Raw genomic sequence first — 19525 nt, 5'->3', positions numbered from 1 at the left:
TAAAGACAGTGTTATTCGGATCTTACATAAGGGCGGATATCGGGATTTTGCGCTGCCCAGGCGTCGACGATGATCCGGCCGAACAGGGCTGAGCCGTCGGCCCCCAGATGGGTGTAGTCGAAACCCTGATGCGATGACGTCGTCGCCTGCGAAGCGTCGGTGAACACGGCAGGGACCGAGGTGCCCGAAGCTTCGCTGTCGAGAATGTTCTGCGGGATGGGATCGCCGGCGGTGCGGTTGGCTGCCAGCGGCCCCATGGCCTGGACGGCTTCACGCGTAACGCCATAAACATCGACCAGTTGGTAGCCGCCGTCCGTGGCGACCACCCGGATGGCGGCGGCCCATGGCCGCAGGTCGTCCTTGAGCCGGCCATCGCGGAACCAGCGCTGGGTCTGGGGCGTGACCATGACGGGAATGGCGCCGGCAGCGTGGATCTCCCCGGCGTAGCGGCGCATATTGAGCGGGAATTCGGTCTGCAGGTCGGTGTGGCGTTCGGGCTTGGACGAGCCGTCATTGTGGCCGAAGCCGATCCAGACATAGGTCCGGGCGTAAGCCTTGCCGTCGTGAAGCTGAGCCAGGATCGGGTCCCACAGGCCTTCGACGCGGTAGCTCTTGGAACTGCGGCCGCCGCGCGCCGCATTGATGCAGGTGACGTCAGGGGTGAAACGGGCGCAGAAGCCTTTGCCGTAGCCGGACTTGTCGGTCATGGTCGAATCGCCGACCAGGATGATGCGGATCGGCTCGGCGGCCATGGCGGGGAGGGCGGTCGCCAGGAATAGACCGGTAAAGAGAGCTGCGAACGTCTTCAAAGACTTGACCTCAACCGTAACCGTATTACATGCAGATTGAACGCTACTCGATCTGATTGCATCAGATCGGCGCTCAATATTTTTGTTTTTTCGCACTTTTTAACCGAAAAGTGCGTCCCACTTTTCGGAAAGTGCTCGTGCGCATAGATATCTGGTCCGACGTCATTTGTCCCTTCTGTTATATCGGCAGGGTCAATCTGGAAACCGCCATCCGCGAAGCCGGCCTGGAGCCTGTCATCGTGCACCATGCCTTCCGGCTGATGCCGGGCGAGGCGCCCTATCCGGTTGAGCAGATGTTCGTCAAACGCTACGGCCAGACACCGGAGCAGGCGAAGGCGACCATTGCCGGCACCGAAGCCGCCGCCGCCCAGGCCGGGCTGACCTTTCGGTTGAACGGCACCCAGGTCGGCGATACGGCCGATGCCCATACGCTATTGGCCTTTGCGGGCAGCAAGGGGTCTGACCTGCTGCAACGGATGTATTTTGCTTATTTTACCGAAGGCCGGAACCTGTTCGACCGTGCGGTCCTGGTAGATCTGGCGGTTGAGGTCGGCCTGGACAAGACGCTGTCGGAGGGGGCTTTCGATTTCGCCAGCCTGAGGGCGCGGGTCGACGAGGACCAGAAGCAGGCGCAAGGATTCGGCGTGAAGGGCGTGCCGTTCTTCGTGTTCGACAACCGCACGGCGGTGTCGGGCGCGCATCCGCCGTCAGCCTTCCTGAAGGCCTTCAAGGCCATTGCGGACAATCACACCGCGCCGTAATTGCTGCGACGCCGAATAAAATTATTTTTGCCACAATTGGCGCAGGGGAAGGCGCCGCCTATATAGGGCCGACGAAACGACTCGAAAGTTGGCTTTGAATGTCCGCACCGGCGCAAGCTCCGTTCCCCAAGCCCAAGGGCAAGTTTTCCGAAACCGTCAGCTTCCTGGCGCCCTATCTGTGGCCGGCCCACCGCGCCGACCTGAAAGCCCAGGTCGTCTTCGCCCTGCTGGCCATGCTGGCCGGCAAGTTGCTGACGGTCGTTATTCCGTACACGTACAAATGGGCCACCAATGCCCTGACCGGCGGACCCGACATCAATTTCTGGGGCCTTCTGGCCGCCGGCCCGCTGATCCTGGTCGTCGCCTACGGCGTGGCGCGGATGCTGTCGCAGATCCTCAACAACGTCCGCGACGCCCTGTTCGCCGCCGTCGGTCAGCATGCCGTCCGCGGCCTGGCCAACCGCGCCTTCATCCATCTGCATAATCTGAGCCTGCGTTTCCACCTGCAACGCCGCACCGGCGGGCTGTCGCGGGTGATCGAACGCGGCAAGAACGGCATCGAAACCATCATCCGTCTGACCATGATGGTCGGCATCCCGACCGTCATCGAGTTTATTCTCACCGCCTTCATCCTGGCCTACCAGTTCAGCCTCTGGTACGTCGTCGTCGTTGTCGCCACCGTCGTCGTCTATGTCTGGTTCTCGATCATCGCCTCGAATTGGCGCATCAGCATCCGCAAGGACATGAATGAGGCCGATACCGACTCGATGTCCAAGGCGGTCGACAGCCTGCTCAACTTCGAAACTGTCAAATATTTCGGCAACGAACAGCTTGAGACCGAGCGCTACAGCCGCGCCACCGGCAAGTACGAAAAGGCGGCCATCAAGACCTATACCTCGCTGGCCTGGCTCAATATCGGCCAGGCGGTGATCTTCTCGATCGGCATGGCCATCGTTATGGTGATGTCGGCGTTGGAAGTCGCCGCCGGCCGCCAGACGGTCGGCCACTTCGTCATGATCAACGCCTTCATGATGCAGCTGTCGATCCCGCTGAACTTCATCGGCACGCTGTACCGCGAAATCTCGACAGGCCTGATCGACATGGAGGCCATGTTCAAGCTGCTGGACGAACCGCAGGAAGTCGTCGATTCGCCGGCCGCGACCGAACTGGTGGTCAGCGACGGCGCCATCGCCTTCAAGGACGTGCACTTTTCCTACGACCCGGACCGTCAGATCCTGAAGGGCGTGACCTTCGAGGTTCCGGCCGGCAAGACCGTGGCCGTCGTTGGCCCGTCGGGCGCCGGCAAATCGACCTTGTCGCGGCTGCTGTACCGTTTCTATGACGTGAAGGCCGGCAGTATCGAAATCGACGGCCAGGATATCCGCGGCGTCACCCAGGCGTCGCTGCGCAAGGTCATCGGCATGGTGCCCCAGGATACCGTGCTGTTCAACGACACCATCGCCTACAATATCGGCTACGGCAATGTCGCGGCCGGCAAGGGCGAGGTTGAGGATGCCGCCGAGCGCGCCCAGATCGCCCACTTCATCTCGACCCTGCCCAAGGGCTACGACACCGAGGTCGGTGAGCGCGGCCTGAAGCTGTCGGGCGGTGAGAAGCAGCGTGTGGCGATTGCCCGGACCCTGCTGAAATCGCCGCCGATCCTGATCCTGGACGAGGCGACCTCGGCGCTGGATACCCATACCGAGCGTGAGATTCAGGCGTCTCTGGACGACGTGTCGAAGAACCGCACGACCCTGGTCATCGCCCACCGTCTGTCGACCGTGGTCGGGGCGGACGAGATCCTGGTGCTCAAGGACGGCGTGGTGGCGGAACGTGGCCGCCATGCCGAGTTGATGAAGCTTAAGGGGCTGTACTACGCCATGTGGGAACGTCAGCGCGCCGCCGACGCCGCCCGCGAAAACCTGGCCAAGGTCGAGGCCGAGGTGGAGTAGGCCCAAGGCGAATTACAGCGGCGACTGACAGCAAAAAGCCCCGGACCTTGCGGTTCCGGGGCTTTTTCTTTCGGGGGTGGACCCCCGCCAAAAACTTCGAGTCGCTTAGTGGGCGGCCGAGGTCGAGGTCACCGTCGTGGTTTCCGACATAGCCATGTCGGACATGCCGGTGCCGGCATCGGCGGGCGGCGCCATTTCGCTGGTCGTCGTCGTGGTCGTGGTTTCAGTCGTCTCGGTCTTCTTTTCGCACGCAGCGACAGTCAGACAGACAGCGGCCGCGATCAGCGGCAGCACTTTGGAATAGGTCAACTTGATCATGTGGAGGTCCTTCTCACCAGAGGCATGGGACTATGATCATAGCAGATGTAGGGAAGCGTTGCGGTTAGTCCGAAGAAAAAATAAAAAACCTGTAAGGGGCGTGCTGTGTCGTTCGAAAGCCCCTCACCCGATCGCCTTCGTTTCACTCGGCTCTCGTCCTCTCCCCGTAAACGGGGAGAGGTGGTTAAGAATCTGTTTTCGTTAAATTTTACGCCGCGACCCAGCCGCCGTCGATCGACATCGGCGCGCCATTGATCGCCTTGCCGGCGTCCGAGCACAGGAAGACCGCCAGGGCCGCCACGTCTTCGACATGGACGAATTCCTTGGTCGGTTGCGCCGCCAGAAGCACGTCGCGAATCACCTGCTCCTCGGTCATGCCGCGCGCTTTCGCTGTGTCCGGAATCTGCTTCTCGACCAGCGGCGTCTTGACGTAGCCCGGGCAGATGGCGTTGCAGGTGATGCCGAATTCGGCCCCTTCCAGGGCGATCGTCTTGGTAAAGCCCAGCAGGCCATGCTTGGCGGCGACATAGGCCGACTTGAACGGCGAGGCGACCAGGGCATGAGCCGACGCCATGTTGACGATGCGACCCCAGCGCCGCGTCTTCATCTTTTCGAAGGTCAGGCGGACGGTATGAAAGCTCGACGTCAGGTTTAGCCCGATGATGGCGTCCCACTTTTCCGGCGGGAAGCTTTCGATCGGCGAGACATGCTGGATGCCGGCATTGTTGACCAGGATGTCGACCCCGCCCAGCTTGGCATCGATGGCGCCGATCAGGCCGCCGATCTCGTCCGGGCGCAGCAGGTTGGCGCCGTCAAACAGCACCTCGACGCCGTAGGTTTTCGCCATGTCGGCACGCAGGGCCTCGATCTCGCCCGCATCGCCCAGCCCGTTCAGCATGATCTTCACGCCCTGGGCCGCGAGACCCTTGGCGATGGCCAGGCCGATGCCGCTGGTGGAGCCGGTGACCAGAGCCGTCTTGCCCGTCAAACCCGTCATGAGATCAGTCCTTGTTACCGGTGGCCGGGGGCGCGTGGCGCGCGGCGGTATTCAGCGCTTGCAGGCCGCACTGCTCGACAAAGGTCATGGCGGCGCGGCTCTGGTTTTGGCCATATTTCATACAGGTCGCGGCCCAGGTCTTCTGCAGTTCGGCCAAGGCGGCCGGGTCGCGCGTCTGGGCGGCGGCGCGCATCAGGTCCAGGGCTTCCTGGGTGAAGGAGGTGGTGTCGGAAGCGTAGCGATGCGACGTGGTGCTGATCATCTCGATGAGGTTGATCAGGCTGCGCGCCGCCAGTTGCTGCTGCGCCTCCATCAGCTTGAGACCGTTTTCGAAGGGCGATGAGGTCATCTGCGCAAACTCCCGTCTAGCCTTGCCTATATGGCGGCTTTCCGGTCTGGGTGCAATGCAAAACCTAATTCAGCAGGATCGAGCCCAGCAGGACCCTGGCGCCCGGGCGGCCCAGAATCTTGTCGGTCGTCGCCTGAAGCTGAACGGCGATATAGTCGGTATCGACCAGCGAAGCCGCGGTCAGGTTGGCGGCGTAGCCCTGCAGCTTGGTGACATAGGCGTCCATCAAGCGGGGCCGGTACAGTTTCACCTGATCGGTCAGCTTGGCGTCGTCGCAATACAGGCCGATTTCGACGCTCATCGAGCCGTGGCGGTGACCGGCGCCCTTGGTAAAGACACTGATCATCGGGAACTGGGTATAGCCCAGCCCGCCGCCTTTTTTCTTGGGGGCGTTGGCAAGGACGGGGGCGGCGGCCAGGCCGGTCGCGGCCGTGGCGCACAGGGCGAAAAGGAGATGACGGCGTTGCATGGCCCGATACTATCCGTCATCTGCGTTAAAGTTCGGTTCACAGTCGATATTCAGGTAAAATTAACCATGAATTCAATGGCTTAATTACAAATAATTTAGGTCTTCCCGCTAGTGTGCGGTGCGGTAACGGTTGGGGGGATGTAACAGATGGTGCGGATGGCGACGGTGCATTCCCAGACCCAGAGATGGCTGAAGAAAATCGATTGCGAGTCGGTGGCCATTCTGATTGTCGAAGACAATGACGCCTCACGCCGGTTGGTCCAGGAACTGCTGCGCGCCACCGGCTTCGTCAAGCTGCATTATGCCAAGTCGGCCGAGGAAGCCGTCGAGCAGATTCACGCCCATCTTCCCGACCTGATCCTGATGGACTGGGAACTGCCCGGCAAGTCGGGCCTGGACCTGGTCAAGGACATCCGCCAGGCCGCCCACAGCGAAAAGCCCGAATTTCCTAATCCGCGGGTGCCGATCGTCATGCTGACGGCGCGCCAGCGCCAGCACGACGTCACCACGGCCCAAAAAGCCGGCATCAACGATTTCGTCGTCAAGCCGTTCTCGACCACCTCGCTGCTGAAGGCCGTGACCCATTCCCTGACGCGCAAGACGCGTTTCATCGTGTCGCCGGAGTTTACCGGCCCCGATCGCCGTAAACGCCGCGCCGGCCTGTTCCCTGGCCTGTTGCGCCGGGCCGATGACGGCACCCTGCGCGAACGCCTGTCGGCCGAGGCGGACGTGCTGCGCCAGACCCTTTTGCGGCATGAACGGATCGACCCCAAGGTTTTGGATCAACTGACCGGCCGGTTGCTGGACATGCAGACCCAGGCCCACGGTATGCGGTTAAAACTCATCGAACAGGCTACACACTCTTTAAACGAGTATGTGCGACATTTCGGAGAGAAGGCAGAAGCCGAAGTCCTGGATGTACATCTTGAAGCCCTGATCCGGCTGAACGATGTTCCCTATGGTGAGCATGAAGAGGCAGTGAGTATCGTGTCGCATCTTAAACGCCTGGTCGACCAGCGCCGCAGAAGGAAGGCCGCATGAACGCCTTCGCCCCGGCCGATCCCAAGAATGGCGGCATCGCCAACGCAACCAATCGCGACGTCCGCAACCTGGCCAATCTGGGCGAAACGGCTTCGACCTCGCGCGTCCTGAACCTGTCCCAGATCTATCTGAGCTCATCGAAGGAAAAAGAGTACCAGCTCAGGCCGTTCTTCCGCGACTCGCAGATGAACAAGGCGATCCTGGTCAAGCACACCCTGCGCGCCAACGAGCGCGATCAGTTCTCCCGTTCGCGCCGTACCGCCACCAAGATCATTCTACCCTTCGATCCGTTGGACCTGAAGCTGGGCGGTCGTTCCATCTTCGTCAACCAGATGGGCTTCGACAGCTTCTGCCGGAACTATTTCAACACCGACGACATCAGCGGCAATACCGACGTCCAGGTGCTGCGCCTGCTGGATGCCTCGCCGTCGCTGGATCCCTTTCTGGTGCGCGAACATCTGTCGCGCAACGGCTTCAAGCCCGGCGCCTGCTACCTCAAGATTTCGCCCTTCGATGTCCAGCGCATGATCGGCTTTGCCAACGAAGAGATCGAGCGCCTGGTGGCCACCGCTTTCGGCGACGCCATGGTCGGCGGCGCCTCCGTCAAGCTGGCCGGCAAGATCCTGGCCAACGAGCTCGACAAGGAGCTGTGGCCGCTGAAGAAGACCCTGCGCATGTCGGACGAAGAGTTCTCGGACGGCATCTTCTCGTGGCGTGGTTTCCTGTATTTCAAATGGCGTCACCTCGAGCTTCAGGAAGAAATGCGCCGGGTGCTGGAAGGGCTGGCCAGCTACCAGCCGATCGGCGCCTCGGACGAGAACCTTCGCGAATATCTCAAGGAATGCCGCCCGCGCCTGGCGCGCAGCATCGTCAACGCTATTTCCAATGTCGGCCGCACGCTCAATGTCTACGACCAGGCCTATCACGCCCTGGTTGAAGGTGAGAATCCCGGGCCGTTCCGCCGCTTCCTGCTGGATGGGCCCGGCCTGTTCTATGAGCTGGGCGAAAATATCGGCATCCTGTCGCACATCGGTTCGTTCTGGAGCTACCGCATGGGTCAGCAGATGATGAACCAGCGCCTGACACCGGGCGAATATGCCGACATCCTGATGGATTTCGAGGATTCGCTGACCTGCGTCACGCGTTACGGCGGCGACTAAACCCGGCTTCGGAGTTCGCGTATGGCTTTGCTGCATGTGTCGGGGACGTCCGGCGAAAGCCAGTTCATGGCGGCGCGGGAAATCCGCAACCTGGCTCACCTGAACCGGACGGCCTCGTCCAGCCGGGTAATGAACCTGGCCAAGGTCTTCGTCCATCACCGCGAGGAGCAGGCCTGGGTCGACCGGCCGATGTTCGAGAATTCGCAGCTCAACCGCGCCATCATCCTGAAACACACCCTGCGCGCCGACGAACGCCAGCTGTTCAACACCGGCCGCGCCACCGTGACCAAGATCATCCTGCCGTATGATCCGTTCGACCTGCGCCTGGGCGGCCGGTCGATCTATTACCGCCAGATCGGTTTCGACGGATTGATGTCCAACTATCTCGGCATCGACAGCCTGGCCAAGAACCGCGATGTCCGCATCCTGCATATCCTGGACAGCCTGCCGTCGCTGGACCCTTTCCTGGTGCGCGAACACCTGGGCCGCATCGGTGTGAAGCCGGCGGGCATCTATTTCCAGATATCCCACGCCGACCTGCAGGATATGGCCGCCTATACGGCCGAAAAGGTCGAGGACCTGGTGCGGGCAGCACTGGGTGATGACTTCGACGACGACGGCAAGAAGGCCGGTAAGCTGGGCAACAAGATCCTGTCGGACAAGCTGGACCAGGAACTGCTGCCGTTGCGCGGGGCGCTGGATATGACGCCGGAGGCCTTTTACGAAGGCGTCATGTGCTGGCGCGGGTTTCTCTATTACCTGTGGTGCCACAACGAGTTGCAGAACGGGATACGCGAGTTGCTGACCGGCCTGGCGCATTACAAGCCCAACGTCACCCATGACGATATCCTGCGGGGGTATCTGCGCAAGGTGCGGCCGCGCCTGTGCCGGACCATCGTCAAGACGCTGAACGAAATCGCCCGGACCTTGGAATCCTATGACGACGTCTATACGGCCCTGGCTCAGGACCGTAATCCGGAACCGTTCCGCAACTTCCTGCAGCATGGCTCGCACCTGTTCCAGACCCTGGGCGAGAAGATCGGTGTGCTGAACCACATGGTGTCGTTCTGGCGTTTCCGCATGGCCAAGGTGATCGAGAACAATTCCCGGCCACTGGAAAGCATCGAATTCGCCGATATCCTGGTCGATTTTGAAGCCAGCCTGGCAGCGTGCATCCATAACGACGACCAGACGGCGGCGTAGGGCCAGCGCTACTTCAGCAGATCCTCCGCCGTCATCGCCACGGCATCCAGAGCGGCAGGTTGATACACGATGCCCATGTGCGTGACCGCGGGCAGCACAGTTACCGGGATGTTCGCATTCACCTTGCCGAGTTCGCCCGGATACATCTCGGCCCTGAACAGTTCGTCCTTCGCGCCGATCAACACCCGCGTCGGCGCCTTGATCGCCGCATAGGCCGGCTGCCAGTCGCGCGGCAGGTTGGCCGAGGCCAGCAAAGCATGGCTGTAGGTCTTAGGCCGCATATTGTTGTCACCCGGCGGCACCGCCATGGCCAGGACCGGCAGGTGGTCCAGCGCCGAAACCCCAAAACCGTTCAGGATGCTCAGGGTCACGATGCGTGGAACGCTGACCGTCACCCAGCCCTGGTTCGGCTGGTCCAGGGCCGATCCCGGCGCGATGACCGGTGACAGGGCCAGATAGGCGTCGAAATTGCTGGCATAGGCGGGCAGGCTGGCTGTGCGCAGGATGATGGCGCCGCCCATGGAATGGCCCAGCAGCAGGCGCTTTTCGGAGGGGTGTTCGCGTTTCGCCAGGGCGGCTAAATCGGCCAGGTCCTCTTCGTACTGGCCGCGATGGACGATGTCGCCGAAACGGCCTTGCGGGCCCTTGCTCAGGCCATGGCCGCGCAGGTCGACCGAATAGACGGTGACGCCGCGCTGCGACAGGGTTTTGGCGACGCCTTGCATGGCGACCGTCGTGCCGGATGAGCCGTGGACCACGACCGCGACCCCGCCGCCGGGCTTGCCCGGAAAGAAGCGGTAGGCCAGTTTCTCGCCATCGCGCGCCGTCAGGTATTGCGGCGCCGGCTGTTCCCGGGCGAAGACCGATAACGGGCCGTTGGCGCTTTCAATCGCCTCGATCGGCGGTGGCGTCTTCGGGCCGGTAAAGGTCAGGATCCCGCCGATGGCGGCGGCCAGGACCAGCGGTGTGATGATGACGGTACGAAGAAGGGTCTTGAGCACGGGCATTCCCTGAGATGAGGTGAGGTCCCTTGCCTAGGGGATAGCGGCGTTCTATGTCTCGCCGTGTTTCGCCAGTGGGCGCTTGTTTTCGCCACTGGCGGCCATCCTTCGCCAATGGAGCGTCGCGCCTGGTTCCGTCCTTTCTGACCTATCATTCGGCGCCGCTGCTGCGATGGCAGGTTCTGGCCAGTCTGCCGCTGATCGGTCTGGCTCTGGGGGTGATCGGGCCCTTCGGCAGCTATACCGGCATGACCCTGGGGGAGCGTCTGGCGCACTTCGCCCTGTGCGTCAGCGTGATCGGCACCGGCTCCCTGGTCATCTCCTACGCCGTGGCGCGGCGCTGGTTTCAGGGCTATTGGCCGCTATGGGCTTCGCTATGTGTCGATGTTGCCCTGGCCGTGCCGGGCGCGGTGGTGGTCTATCTCAGCCTGGCGGTGTTCGTCCCGGCGGTCGCCGGCCAGATCGACCCGGTCAGCCTGGTGTGGCAGAACCTGATCATGACCCTGATCTTCCGGGCGGTCAGTCTGGCCTTGTCGTGGGAACGCATCCGCGACGGCGGCCAGGTCGACGCGCCGCCGGTGGTCGATGGCACGGCAGAGTTCCGCAGCAGGTTGCCGCGCGAATTGCGAGCGCAACCGGTCCTGGCGTTATCGTCAGAGGATCATTATCTGCGCGTCCATACGCCCAAGGGTGAGGCGCTGATCCACATGACGATGGCGCAGGCGCAAGCGCTGTTGCCGGGTGGGTTCCAGATCCACCGCTCACACTGGGTGGCGGGCGAGGCGATCCGCAAAACGGCCGGTGACAAGGTGGAGCTGGTCACGGGCTTGAGCCTGCCGCTGAGTCGCCATCGCCGTAAGGCCTTCGATGCCTGGCTGGAATCGGTAACGCCAGCATGAGCTGGACAAGGAAGAGGGAACACGGAAAACACTGAGGCCGCTACGCGGCGACACTGAAAACACGGAATTTAGGCTGCCGACTCTCCGGCGCGAAGCGCCTTCAAGGAAGCGGCTCCCGCATCTCAAATGGCGGATCATTTATCCACTTGGCTTGCATCAGAACGCAGGAAATTTGAGGCGCTTCGCGCGAACGGTACCTCAACCGGAATTCCGTGTTTTCAGTGTCGCCGCGTAGCGGCCTCAGTGTTTTCCGTGTTCCCTCTTTACTTACTTCTTCATCAACTTCTCAGCCAGATACGTATACTCGATCGCATAGCGCCGGGCGGTTTCCTGCAGGTTGGCGGCCGCGCTGTGGCCGCCTTCGGTGTTCTCATAATAGTAATAGGGCAGGCCCATGTCTTCGAACAAGGCCGCCATCTTGCGGGCATGGACCGGGCCGACCCGATCGTCCTTGGTCGAGGTCTCGAACAAAGGCTCCGGATAGGCCACGCCCGCCTTGACGTTATGATAGGGCGAGATCGAGCGCAGGAACGCGCCTTCGACCGGATCGTCGGGATTGCCGTATTCGCCCGCCCATGACGCGCCGGCCGACATGCGGGTATAGTTGACCATGTCGAGCAGCGGCACCTGGACCACCACGGCGTTCCACAGGTCCGGACGCTGGGTCAGTTGCACGCCCATCAGCAGGCCGCCGTTCGACCCGCCCATGATGCCGAGATGTTCCGGCGTCGTCACCTTGCGTGCGATCAGGTCTTCGCCGACCGCGGCGAAATCGTCATAGATCCGCTGGCGGTTGGTCTTCATCCCGGCCTCGTGCCACTTGGGCCCGAACTCGCCGCCGCCGCGGATATTGGCCAGGGCATAGGCGCCGCCCTGTTCCAGCCACAGCTTGCCCAGGCTGCCCGAATAGGACGGCTGCATCGACACTTCGAAGCCGCCATAGGCGTAAAGCAGGGTCGGCGTCGTGCCATCCAGCTTGATATCCTTACGACCGACCAGGAAGTAAGGCACACGCGTGCCGTCCTTGGACGTCACCCAATGCTGCTGCACCTGGAGGCCTTCGGCGTTGAAGCGCGCCGGCGCGGTACGCAGCTTTTCGACCTTACCCGTGGCGGCATCGGCCAGGTACAGGGTCGAGGGTTGCAGGAAGCCGCTGGACCAGGCGAAGATACGGTCGCTTTCGTCATCGGCCGAGCCGACCGACAGGGTCGAGTTTTCCGGAAGCTCGATGCGGAGCGACGACCACTGGCCGTCCTTTAAGGCATAGGAGCGGATCTCGCCGACGACATTGGCCGACAGGGTCAGGATCAGGCGGTTACGCGTCTGGCTGATGGATTCGACGGCTTCGTGCTCGTTGGGCTGGAACAGCAGGTCGGGCTCGATGGCGGCGGGCTGGGCCAGGCCGGCCTTGAAGTCGAAGGCGATGACCGAGCCGGAGGTATAGGTCTTGCCCGAAGCGCTGGTCCAGTCCTCCTTCAGCCACCACACGATCTGGCCTTCGTGCAGAGCTGAGAAGCTGGACGTCGCCGGCAGGGGGAAGGTGACCGTGCGGTCGCCGTCGTGGAAGCTGTATTGCGAGTGGTAATAGTCGAGATAGCGGTACGAGGCATCAGCGACATAGGCGCCGGTGACGTCGCGCACCGGATAGCGCCCGGCGGAGACGTCGGTCTTTTCGCCGCGGTGGATTTCTACCGCCTGGTCCAGGCTCTGGCCGCGCTTCAGCACCTTGGTGACATAGGCATAGCCGGACTCGGTCAGTTCGCCGGGCGTGAACTCGCGCGAGACATAGAGGGTGTCGGCATCGCGCCAGCTGGCGTTCTGCTTGCCGGCCGGAAGGTAAAAGCCGTCCTTGATGAAGCTCTTGGTCGCGACGTCGAATTCGCGGATTTCGTCGGCGTCGAGGCCGCCGTCGGACAGCGAGATCAGGCAGCGGGTATAGGCCGGCGGCAGGCAGGAAGAGCCGCCATAGACCCAGGTCTTGCCATCCGCTTTCGACAGAGCGTCGATGTCGAGGATGGTCTGCCAGTCGGGCTGACCGGATTTATAGGAAGCCCAGGTCGCGCGCCGCCACAGGCCCTGGACGTGGTCCTTGTCCTGCCAGAAGTTGTCGACGAAGCCGCCGGTGGCGAAGTTCGGCGCCGGCACGCGGTCCGTCGCTTCCAGGATTTTCAGCGCCTCGGTGCGGTATTGTTCGAACAGCGGGTTCTGACCCAACTGGGCCAAACTTGCGGCGTTGTGGGCATGGACCCAGGCCATGGCGGCCTCGCCGTCGATTTCATCGAGGAAGGCGCGCGGATCAGGGGTGCCTTTGGGCAAGTCGGCGGGATTGGAGGCGGTGGGCTTGGCGACAGTGGTCATGGTCTTGGAAAAAGCCGGAGACAGAGGAAGGGCAGCCATCGCCCATACCAGTGCCAGCGCCGTCAGGGAAGTTCGCATCATGTGCCCCCATTCGTATACAATTGCCGTTGAAACTACCCGACTTTGCGGTGGATGGGACATTACAAAAGAGTCATGTTCGGCGTTAGAAAAAGAACTTTACAAAATAAAGTACTTTCTTTATACCAAAATCATCGCAACCCGGAGACTTTTGATGTCCACCCTCGCCATGACCGCCTCTGATGCGGCTGAAACCGACTCTGTCATCATCGACGGCAGCATGCCCTTCTGGGCCGGCCTGTCGTTCGGTACCGCCAGCTTCGTCAATTATCTGGTTCTGTCCGGCGCCGTGCACCTGCCGCATCCCGGCATGATCGGCCTGGTTTGGATGGGCGCCACCGCCGCCTTCCTGCTGTTCGGTGTGATCCTGAAGCTGGGTGTCGATCCGATGACCAAGGTCCACCCCGGTTTCCGCCGCTACCGCGCGGTGTGGGGCAGCCTGATCCTGGGCGCCATGTTCCTGGTCGGGGCCTTTATCGCCATGCTGATGCAGTTCGGCGTCGGCGACAAGGCGCCCTTCATTTCGTCGCCGATCACCCTGTGCATCTACGGCATAGGCTGGCGCATGGCCGCGGTCATGTCGGGCCGCAAATGGCCGAACCTGCTGGCCGTCGGAGCCTTCCTGTGCGCCATCTACACCGCCACCCTGGCCGGTACGCCCCAGCAATACCTGGTCCACACCCTGTGCATCGTGGTCTTCGCCGTCCTGCCCGGCCTGACCCTGCTCTTGCGCAAGCCGGCCGTCTGATGTCCACTGTCATCAAACTCAAGGAATCAGCCATGTCCTCGAACCTGCAAGACGATATCGCCTACATGAAAGCCCTGGCGGAGGCCGGCAATGCCGGCCCTCTGCGGAGCGGTTACACCCTGATGTGGGCGGGGATCCTGTTCGGCCTGGCCTCGGTGGGGCAGTATCTGCTGATGATCGGCGTCCTGCCCCAGCAGGTCTGGGTCAGTTTCCTGATCTGGTTCGGCCTGGGTGGGCTTTTCGGCCTGCTCGCCTTTCTGCGCAATCGCCAGTGCCGCGCCGTCACCACGACCGGCAGGGCCTCCAGTTCGGTGTGGACGGCGGTTTCTCTGGGTATCGGCGCGTTCATCTTTACGGTGATCCTGGTCAGTTATCAGACCCGCCAGACCTATGTCCTGTCGTTTATCTCGCCGGTGCTGATCGTGCTGTATGGCATGGGCTGGTGGGTGGATGCGCGGATGTCCGGCCTGGCTTGGCTGAAATGGGTGTCGGTCGGCTGCTTCGTTGCCGCGCCGGTGCTGGGCCTGATGGCGGCCATGCCGGAACAGATGCTGGCCTATACGGCCTGTCTTCTGCTGCTGGCGACCCTGCCGGGCTATATACTGATGAAGGCTGAGAAGGCCTGAACGTCATGGACGAGTTCAACATCGACTCCATCGACGACGTGATACACGGCCGGTTGCGGCTGGGGATCATGGCTTACCTGTCGACGGCCGGGGCGGCCGAGTTCACCGGCCTGAAGCAGCGGCTGCAGGCCAGTGACGGCAACCTGTCGGTTCAGCTGCGCAAGCTGGAGGAAGCCGAATATGTCACGATCGACAAGGCCTTTGTCGGCAAGAAGCCGCAGACGACGGTGACCCTGACCGAGCGGGGCCGCAAGGCCTACATTGCCTATCTCGACGCCATGCGAAAACTGATCGCCGAGTCGGGTGGATAGACGGCCCCTGCCGCCCGAAGCCTCGGCAAAGGGGGGTAACGCAAATGATAATTGCATTTGAAACCATTTGGCGGCACACTATCTCCAACGGAGATGCGCCATGGATGACCCGTCCTTTAACATCGCAGATGAAAAACACGGTATCGTCGGCGGCTATGTGCCCGAACGGCCGGACTGGACCGTTCCGCAGAACTGGCACGCCTATACCCCCGACGAACACGCCGTCTGGAAAGTCCTGTTCGACCGCCAGATCGAGCGCGTCCGCGGCCGTGCCTGCCAGGCCTATCTCGATGGGCTGAACGACCTTCCGATCACCGACGCCGCTATTCCCGATTTCGACGCCCTGTCGGAGGTTCTGACCGCCAAAACTGGCTGGCAGGTGGTCGCCGTCCCCGGCATGGTGCCCAACGATGTCTTCTTCGACCACCTGGCCAATCGGCGCTTCCCGGCCGGCCAGTTCATCCGCAAACGCCATCAGCTCGACTACCTGCAGGAACCCGACGTCTTCCACGACATCTTCGGCCATGTCCCGATGATGATGAACCCGGTCATGGCCGATTTCATGCAGGCCTATGGCGAAGGCGGCCTGCGTGCCGAAAAGCTGGGTGTGCTGGACCGGCTGGCGCGGCTGTACTGGTACACGGTCGAGTTCGGCCTGGTTGAGCAGCCGGAAGGCCTGCGCATCTTCGGTGCCGGCATCCTGTCGTCGTTTACCGAGACGGTGTTTGCGCTGGACGATGCCTCGCCCAACCGGATCGGCTTCGACCTGAAGCGGGTGATGCGCACGGAATATCGCATCGACGAGTTCCAGGAGAGCTACTTCGTCCTGCCGTCGATCGACAGCCTGTTCGACCTGGCGCGGACCGATTTCGGGCCGATCTATGACGAACTGAGCGGCCAGGCCGATTTCCGGCCGTCGGATGTGCTGGCCAGCGATCGGGTCTTCCATCGCGGTAGCGGCGCCTATCACGCGGCACTTTGACAACGGTAGCGGGCGGTGCTCCTATGGTGAAAAACCGGAGGACTGCCCATGAACCGTCGTCATCTGCTGCTTGGCCTGTCCGGCCTGGCCTTGGCTGGAACCGCTCGCGCAGCGCAAACCCTGTACGATCCGGGTGTCGAACTGTATACCGTGCGCGATGCGCTGAAGGCCGATCCGGTCGGGACGTTCAAAAAGCTGCACGCCATCGGCTACCGCCATATCGAAACTTCGAACCTGGCCGGGATGACGGCGCAGCAGTTCAAGGCGGCGCTGGATGAAGGCGGGTTGAAGGCTACCGCGACCCATGTCGGCCTGGCGGATCTGATGAGCAAACCGGAAGCCACCTTGGACGACAACCTGGTGCTGGGCGCCAAATATGCCGTCATGGCCTGGATCCCGCAGGATCAACGCGGCGACTGGGCGATGTGGGCCGACCGCATGAATCACTGGGGCGAACTGGCCAAACAGCGCGGCATCGTCTTCGGCTATCACAATCACGATTTCGAGTTCAAAGCCGACAGCGGCGAACTGCCGTTCCATATCCTGCTGGACAAGACCGATCCGGACTTGGTGGTGATCGAGCTGGATTGTTACTGGTGCAGCCTGGCCGGCCACGATCCTGTCCATGTGCTGGAACATCACGGCGACCGCATCAAGACCCTGCACCTGAAGGATAAGACGCCGTCAGGTGAGATGGCCCCGGTCGGAGAAGGCATCATCCAGTGGGACAAGGTGCTCAAAGTCGCTAAGGCCAAGGGCGTCGAGCAGGTCTATGTCGAGCACGACAACCCTGCTGACGGCTTCGTCAGCCTAGCCAGCAGCTATCGCTATTTGAAGGGCTAGCTTTTCTTATACCTCCCCGCGCTCTTCGCGTGGGGAGGGGGACCATGAGCGGGAACGAGCAAAGCGAAGTGGAGCGAAATGGTGGTGGGGCGACTTGCTGTCTGTGACGCTCCGACGGCGTTTCCGAAAGAAAGTCGCCCCACCACCACATCTCACTCGCTGGCGGCCTGCGGCCTGGCTCGCTCGTGCGGTCCCCCTCCCCACGCGAAGAGGCGCGGGGAGGTATAAGAGCCTACTCTGCCGCCTTCTTCTTGTAATAATCACTCAGCACGAAGAAGGCCCGCTTGCGCTGGCCGGTTTCGGAGACCAGACCCTTGCGGTTCCAGCCCTCCTGCCAGATGGTTTGGCGGCGCGGTGAGCGGAAGTCCTTCAAAATCCACGGTGACATGCCGCGCAGGAACGGAATCTTGTCCGCCATGGCCAAGGTGCCATTGTAGAAGTCGACCTGGTAGTCCTCGCTGAAGCGGCTGTGGCGTTCCGGATCGGCATTGCCGAACTGGGCGTCGGCGCCGAACTCGGACAACAGCAAAGGTTTGCCGGAAGCGCTATGCCACACGGTATTGGGAACGTCCGCGATCTTGTCGTTGCCGTACCAGCCATTGTAGGTGTTGACGCCCATGACATCCAGCTCAGGCACAATCGGATCGTCGATCGTCATGTCGATATGGCCATCGACAATCTTGCGTTCGGTCAAAAGCGCGGCGCTGATCAAGCGTGACCCGTCGATCGCCCGGGCGTGCCGCGCCATGGCGGTGTAGAAGCTGTTGCGGGCATCGCTGACCGGGGTTTCGTTGCCGATGCTCCAGATGATGATCGAAGCGCGGTTACGGTCGCGCAGGATGTTCTCGGCCTGCATGCGCTGGGCGGCTTTCAGAACCTCGGGGCTTTCGAACTTGACCGTCCAGTAGACCGGGATTTCCGACCAGACCAGAAGGCCCATCTCGTCGGCCATGCGCGTCATCACCTCCGAATGGGGATAGTGCGACAGGCGGACATAGTTGCCGTTCAGCCCGTACTTGATCTCGCCCAGCAGGGCGCGCGCCGCCGATTGCGTGATGATGCGCTGAGGCGAGGTGCCGAACTCTTCTTCGTGCAGCGAGATGCCGCGCAGATAGATGGGCTGGCCGTTGAGCAGGATGTCGGTGCCGCGGACCTCGATGGTGCGGAAGCCGATACGGTCGGGCAAAATGTCGTCGCCGGCCTTGACCATTACATCATATAGCACCGGCGTTTCCGGCGACCAGCGCTTCAGGCTCTTGGGGGCGGCGGCGCTTAACGACACGCGGCCATTGCCGTCGGTCGTGCCCTTCAGGGTCAGTTTCAAAGCCGGAATGGCGACCTCGACCGCCTGGCCCGACTTGCCAGCGCCTTCCAGGGCGACGTCCGCGGCGATACGGCCGTCCTTGGTCAGGCGGATAAAGTCGTCATCGACATAGGTCTGGGGCGTGACGACCAGGCGGACGTCGCGGGTGATGCCGCCATAGGTTTCCCAGTCGGTGACGGTCGGTGGCACGGTGTCGGCCGAGCGCTTGGAATCGACGGCGACGATCAGGTTGTTGCCCTTGTCGCGCAGGATATCGGTGACGTCGAAGCTGAACGGGGTGAAGCCGCCTTCGTGGCTGCCGACCTTCTGGCCATTGAGATAGACGTCGGCGCGGTAATCGGCGGCACCGAAACGCAGGAACACACGCTTGCCGGTGCGCACCGGCGCGTCGAAGGACTTCAGGTACCACATCAGCCCGTCGTAGTAGCGTGTCTCCGGATCGTAACCGATCCACGAGCCCGGCACCTGGGTCACCGGCGCGCGGTGGAGGTCGTGTTCGAAAAGGGCGTTGGGGTTCCTGGCCATGGCGTCGGCGACGCTGATATCCATGGCGCGGCCCTTGGTCGGATCGTAGGGCTTGCCGTGGAAATCGTAGAGGCCGTCGCGATACGGATCGACCGACCAGTGCCACGGGCCGGACAGGCTCATGCCGGCGCGCATGTCGGCGCTGACCAGGATATATTGCGGGGTGACCTCTGCGTAGGCAGCGTTATCGGCGGGCGCCGCGGGGTTGGCCAGGGCAGCCATGGGAGCTGTCAGGGGCGCCGTCGCCATCACAAAAGCCAGAACCCACTGTTTCAGTACCTTCATGACGACCTCCCGTATTTTATAGGCGAAAGACTTAGCTTGGCGTTCAACGCCTGACAACGGCTTTACCGTCTGATGGCGCCAAGGCCATTGGCGTCTGATGGCTTTGGGTTCATTATGCGCCAGGATTGGAGACCGTCATGCATAAGCTCAAGGAAAATGAACTGTTGGCCCTGACCCAGGACTATCCGCACTGGAAGATCGATCCGGACGGCAAGGCTATTCGCGCCGATTTTACCTTTGCCGATTTCAAGGCGGCTTTTGCGTTCATGGCGTCGGTGGCGGCCGAAGCTGACCGCATCGACCACCATCCTGAATGGTTTAATGTCTATAACCGCGTGCAGATTCGCCTGACCACGCATGATGCCGATGCGGTCACCGACCGCGACCATGCCCTGGCGCGTTTTATCGAACAGGCCGCCCAGGCCAGCGGTGTCCAACCGGCCGCGATTTTGGCGTGAAAGATGGAGTTGTTATGACCTTTCCTCT

General features: G+C 62.0%; 20 protein-coding genes. 12 read left to right on the top strand and 8 right to left on the bottom strand.

The genetic code is table 11. The features are described 5' to 3' along the window. Positions 1-11: 11 nt before the first annotated feature. Positions 12-809 carry a GDSL-type esterase/lipase family protein gene (locus tag ABAC460_RS31480; RefSeq protein ID WP_031236527.1) on the bottom strand — a complete coding sequence of 266 codons (798 nt, stop codon included), beginning with the start codon at positions 807-809 and terminating at the stop codon, positions 12-14. A gap of 137 nt (positions 810-946) precedes the next feature. Between ABAC460_RS31480 and ABAC460_RS31475 the strand changes: the two genes are divergently transcribed. Both ABAC460_RS31475 and ABAC460_RS31470 read left to right on the top strand, forming a co-directional pair. Continuing rightward, on the top strand, positions 947-1570 hold the full coding sequence (locus tag ABAC460_RS31475) for a DsbA family oxidoreductase (protein WP_023452615.1): 624 nt from the start codon (positions 947-949) through the stop codon (positions 1568-1570). A 98-nt stretch (positions 1571-1668) separates the two neighbouring features. Next, positions 1669-3522, top strand: coding sequence for an ABCB family ABC transporter ATP-binding protein/permease (locus tag ABAC460_RS31470; RefSeq protein WP_023452614.1), 1854 nt, complete (start codon positions 1669-1671; stop codon positions 3520-3522). A gap of 105 nt (positions 3523-3627) precedes the next feature. On the opposite strand, the gene ABAC460_RS31465 is transcribed toward ABAC460_RS31470, so the two are convergent. The 4 genes from ABAC460_RS31465 to ABAC460_RS31450 all read right to left on the bottom strand — a co-directional run bounded on the left by ABAC460_RS31465 (position 3628) and on the right by ABAC460_RS31450 (position 5655). Then, on the bottom strand, positions 3628-3840 hold the full coding sequence (locus ABAC460_RS31465) for a hypothetical protein (protein WP_023452613.1): 213 nt from the start codon (positions 3838-3840) through the stop codon (positions 3628-3630). 208 nt (positions 3841-4048) lie between these two features. Then, on the bottom strand, positions 4049-4837 hold the full coding sequence (locus ABAC460_RS31460; protein ID WP_023452612.1) for a 3-hydroxybutyrate dehydrogenase: 789 nt from the start codon (positions 4835-4837) through the stop codon (positions 4049-4051). A gap of 4 nt (positions 4838-4841) precedes the next feature. After that, positions 4842-5186, bottom strand: coding sequence for a hypothetical protein (locus tag ABAC460_RS31455; protein ID WP_023452611.1), 345 nt, complete (start codon positions 5184-5186; stop codon positions 4842-4844). A 64-nt stretch (positions 5187-5250) separates the two neighbouring features. Continuing rightward, positions 5251-5655: a hypothetical protein gene (locus ABAC460_RS31450; RefSeq protein WP_023452610.1), complete on the bottom strand. Its 405-nt coding sequence runs from the start codon at positions 5653-5655 to the stop codon at positions 5251-5253. A 147-nt stretch (positions 5656-5802) separates the two neighbouring features. Between ABAC460_RS31450 and ABAC460_RS31445 the strand changes: the two genes are divergently transcribed. The 3 genes from ABAC460_RS31445 to ABAC460_RS31435 are packed head-to-tail and all read left to right on the top strand — an operon-like array spanning position 5803 to position 9059. Next, on the top strand, positions 5803-6696 hold the full coding sequence (locus ABAC460_RS31445) for a response regulator (protein ID WP_235075773.1): 894 nt from the start codon (positions 5803-5805) through the stop codon (positions 6694-6696). Next, the gene (locus ABAC460_RS31440) at positions 6693-7856 is read left to right on the top strand and encodes a hypothetical protein (RefSeq protein ID WP_023452608.1); all 1164 of its coding nucleotides are present in this window, start codon (positions 6693-6695) and stop codon (positions 7854-7856) included. The genes ABAC460_RS31445 and ABAC460_RS31440 overlap by 4 nt, the downstream gene beginning before the upstream one ends. A gap of 21 nt (positions 7857-7877) precedes the next feature. Beyond that, a complete protein-coding gene (locus tag ABAC460_RS31435) occupies positions 7878-9059 on the top strand; it encodes a hypothetical protein (RefSeq protein WP_023452607.1) in 1182 nt (393 codons plus the stop codon). Positions 9060-9067: 8 nt separating this feature from the next. Here ABAC460_RS31435 and ABAC460_RS31430 read toward each other — a convergent pair whose 3' ends face one another. Continuing rightward, positions 9068-10066 carry an alpha/beta fold hydrolase gene (locus ABAC460_RS31430; RefSeq protein WP_023452606.1) on the bottom strand — a complete coding sequence of 333 codons (999 nt, stop codon included), beginning with the start codon at positions 10064-10066 and terminating at the stop codon, positions 9068-9070. 47 nt (positions 10067-10113) lie between these two features. On the opposite strand from ABAC460_RS31430, the gene ABAC460_RS31425 reads away from it, so the two are divergent. Beyond that, a complete protein-coding gene (locus tag ABAC460_RS31425; RefSeq protein WP_081716474.1) occupies positions 10114-10959 on the top strand; it encodes a LytTR family DNA-binding domain-containing protein in 846 nt (281 codons plus the stop codon). 267 nt (positions 10960-11226) lie between these two features. Here the strand turns inward: ABAC460_RS31425 and ABAC460_RS31420 are convergent, their stop codons facing one another. Continuing rightward, positions 11227-13395, bottom strand: coding sequence for a prolyl oligopeptidase family serine peptidase (locus ABAC460_RS31420; RefSeq protein WP_369794084.1), 2169 nt, complete (start codon positions 13393-13395; stop codon positions 11227-11229). 154 nt (positions 13396-13549) lie between these two features. Between ABAC460_RS31420 and ABAC460_RS31415 the strand changes: the two genes are divergently transcribed. From ABAC460_RS31415 to ABAC460_RS31395, 5 genes are all read left to right on the top strand, one after another. Beyond that, entirely contained in the window at positions 13550-14143 is a 594-nt protein-coding gene (locus ABAC460_RS31415; protein ID WP_023452603.1) for a hypothetical protein, read from the top strand. Positions 14144-14175: 32 nt separating this feature from the next. Further along, positions 14176-14769 (top strand): hypothetical protein, encoded by a 594-nt coding sequence (locus tag ABAC460_RS31410; RefSeq protein ID WP_023452602.1) that lies wholly within the window; start codon positions 14176-14178, stop codon positions 14767-14769. 5 nt (positions 14770-14774) lie between these two features. Next, entirely contained in the window at positions 14775-15080 is a 306-nt protein-coding gene (locus tag ABAC460_RS31405; protein ID WP_023452601.1) for a winged helix-turn-helix domain-containing protein, read from the top strand. Positions 15081-15180: 100 nt separating this feature from the next. After that, positions 15181-16062 carry a phenylalanine 4-monooxygenase gene (gene phhA / locus ABAC460_RS31400; RefSeq protein ID WP_023452600.1) on the top strand — a complete coding sequence of 294 codons (882 nt, stop codon included), beginning with the start codon at positions 15181-15183 and terminating at the stop codon, positions 16060-16062. Positions 16063-16110: 48 nt separating this feature from the next. Then, the gene (locus tag ABAC460_RS31395; protein ID WP_023452599.1) at positions 16111-16905 is read left to right on the top strand and encodes a sugar phosphate isomerase/epimerase family protein; all 795 of its coding nucleotides are present in this window, start codon (positions 16111-16113) and stop codon (positions 16903-16905) included. Positions 16906-17137: 232 nt separating this feature from the next. Here ABAC460_RS31395 and ABAC460_RS31390 read toward each other — a convergent pair whose 3' ends face one another. Further along, entirely contained in the window at positions 17138-19039 is a 1902-nt protein-coding gene (locus tag ABAC460_RS31390) for a glycoside hydrolase family 2 protein (protein WP_023452598.1), read from the bottom strand. A 137-nt stretch (positions 19040-19176) separates the two neighbouring features. Between ABAC460_RS31390 and ABAC460_RS31385 the strand changes: the two genes are divergently transcribed. After that, positions 19177-19497: a 4a-hydroxytetrahydrobiopterin dehydratase gene (locus ABAC460_RS31385; RefSeq protein WP_023452597.1), complete on the top strand. Its 321-nt coding sequence runs from the start codon at positions 19177-19179 to the stop codon at positions 19495-19497. Positions 19498-19525: the final 28 nt, after the last annotated feature.

Origin of the sequence: Asticcacaulis sp. AC460, from assembly GCF_000495795.1 — a bacterium.
GTDB lineage: Bacteria > Pseudomonadota > Alphaproteobacteria > Caulobacterales > Caulobacteraceae > Asticcacaulis.
This window is presented reverse-complemented; position numbering and strand designations above follow the sequence as displayed.

Coding starts and splice junctions, on each gene's coding strand:
- ABAC460_RS31470 (WP_023452614.1), top strand. CDS start 1,669: ATGTCCGCACCGGCGCAAGCTCCGTTCCCCAAGCCCAAGGGCAAGTTT.
- ABAC460_RS31465 (WP_023452613.1), bottom strand. CDS start 3,840: ATGATCAAGTTGACCTATTCCAAAGTGCTGCCGCTGATCGCGGCCGCT.
- ABAC460_RS31460 (WP_023452612.1), bottom strand. CDS start 4,837: ATGACGGGTTTGACGGGCAAGACGGCTCTGGTCACCGGCTCCACCAGC.
- ABAC460_RS31455 (WP_023452611.1), bottom strand. CDS start 5,186: ATGACCTCATCGCCCTTCGAAAACGGTCTCAAGCTGATGGAGGCGCAG.
- ABAC460_RS31450 (WP_023452610.1), bottom strand. CDS start 5,655: ATGCAACGCCGTCATCTCCTTTTCGCCCTGTGCGCCACGGCCGCGACC.
- ABAC460_RS31445 (WP_235075773.1), top strand. CDS start 5,803: ATGGTGCGGATGGCGACGGTGCATTCCCAGACCCAGAGATGGCTGAAG.
- ABAC460_RS31440 (WP_023452608.1), top strand. CDS start 6,693: ATGAACGCCTTCGCCCCGGCCGATCCCAAGAATGGCGGCATCGCCAAC.
- ABAC460_RS31435 (WP_023452607.1), top strand. CDS start 7,878: ATGGCTTTGCTGCATGTGTCGGGGACGTCCGGCGAAAGCCAGTTCATG.
- ABAC460_RS31430 (WP_023452606.1), bottom strand. CDS start 10,066: ATGCCCGTGCTCAAGACCCTTCTTCGTACCGTCATCATCACACCGCTG.
- ABAC460_RS31425 (WP_081716474.1), top strand. CDS start 10,114: ATGTCTCGCCGTGTTTCGCCAGTGGGCGCTTGTTTTCGCCACTGGCGG.
- ABAC460_RS31420 (WP_369794084.1), bottom strand. CDS start 13,395: ATGCGAACTTCCCTGACGGCGCTGGCACTGGTATGGGCGATGGCTGCC.
- ABAC460_RS31415 (WP_023452603.1), top strand. CDS start 13,550: ATGTCCACCCTCGCCATGACCGCCTCTGATGCGGCTGAAACCGACTCT.
- ABAC460_RS31410 (WP_023452602.1), top strand. CDS start 14,176: ATGTCCTCGAACCTGCAAGACGATATCGCCTACATGAAAGCCCTGGCG.
- ABAC460_RS31405 (WP_023452601.1), top strand. CDS start 14,775: ATGGACGAGTTCAACATCGACTCCATCGACGACGTGATACACGGCCGG.
- phhA (WP_023452600.1), top strand. CDS start 15,181: ATGGATGACCCGTCCTTTAACATCGCAGATGAAAAACACGGTATCGTC.
- ABAC460_RS31395 (WP_023452599.1), top strand. CDS start 16,111: ATGAACCGTCGTCATCTGCTGCTTGGCCTGTCCGGCCTGGCCTTGGCT.
- ABAC460_RS31390 (WP_023452598.1), bottom strand. CDS start 19,039: ATGAAGGTACTGAAACAGTGGGTTCTGGCTTTTGTGATGGCGACGGCG.
- ABAC460_RS31385 (WP_023452597.1), top strand. CDS start 19,177: ATGCATAAGCTCAAGGAAAATGAACTGTTGGCCCTGACCCAGGACTAT.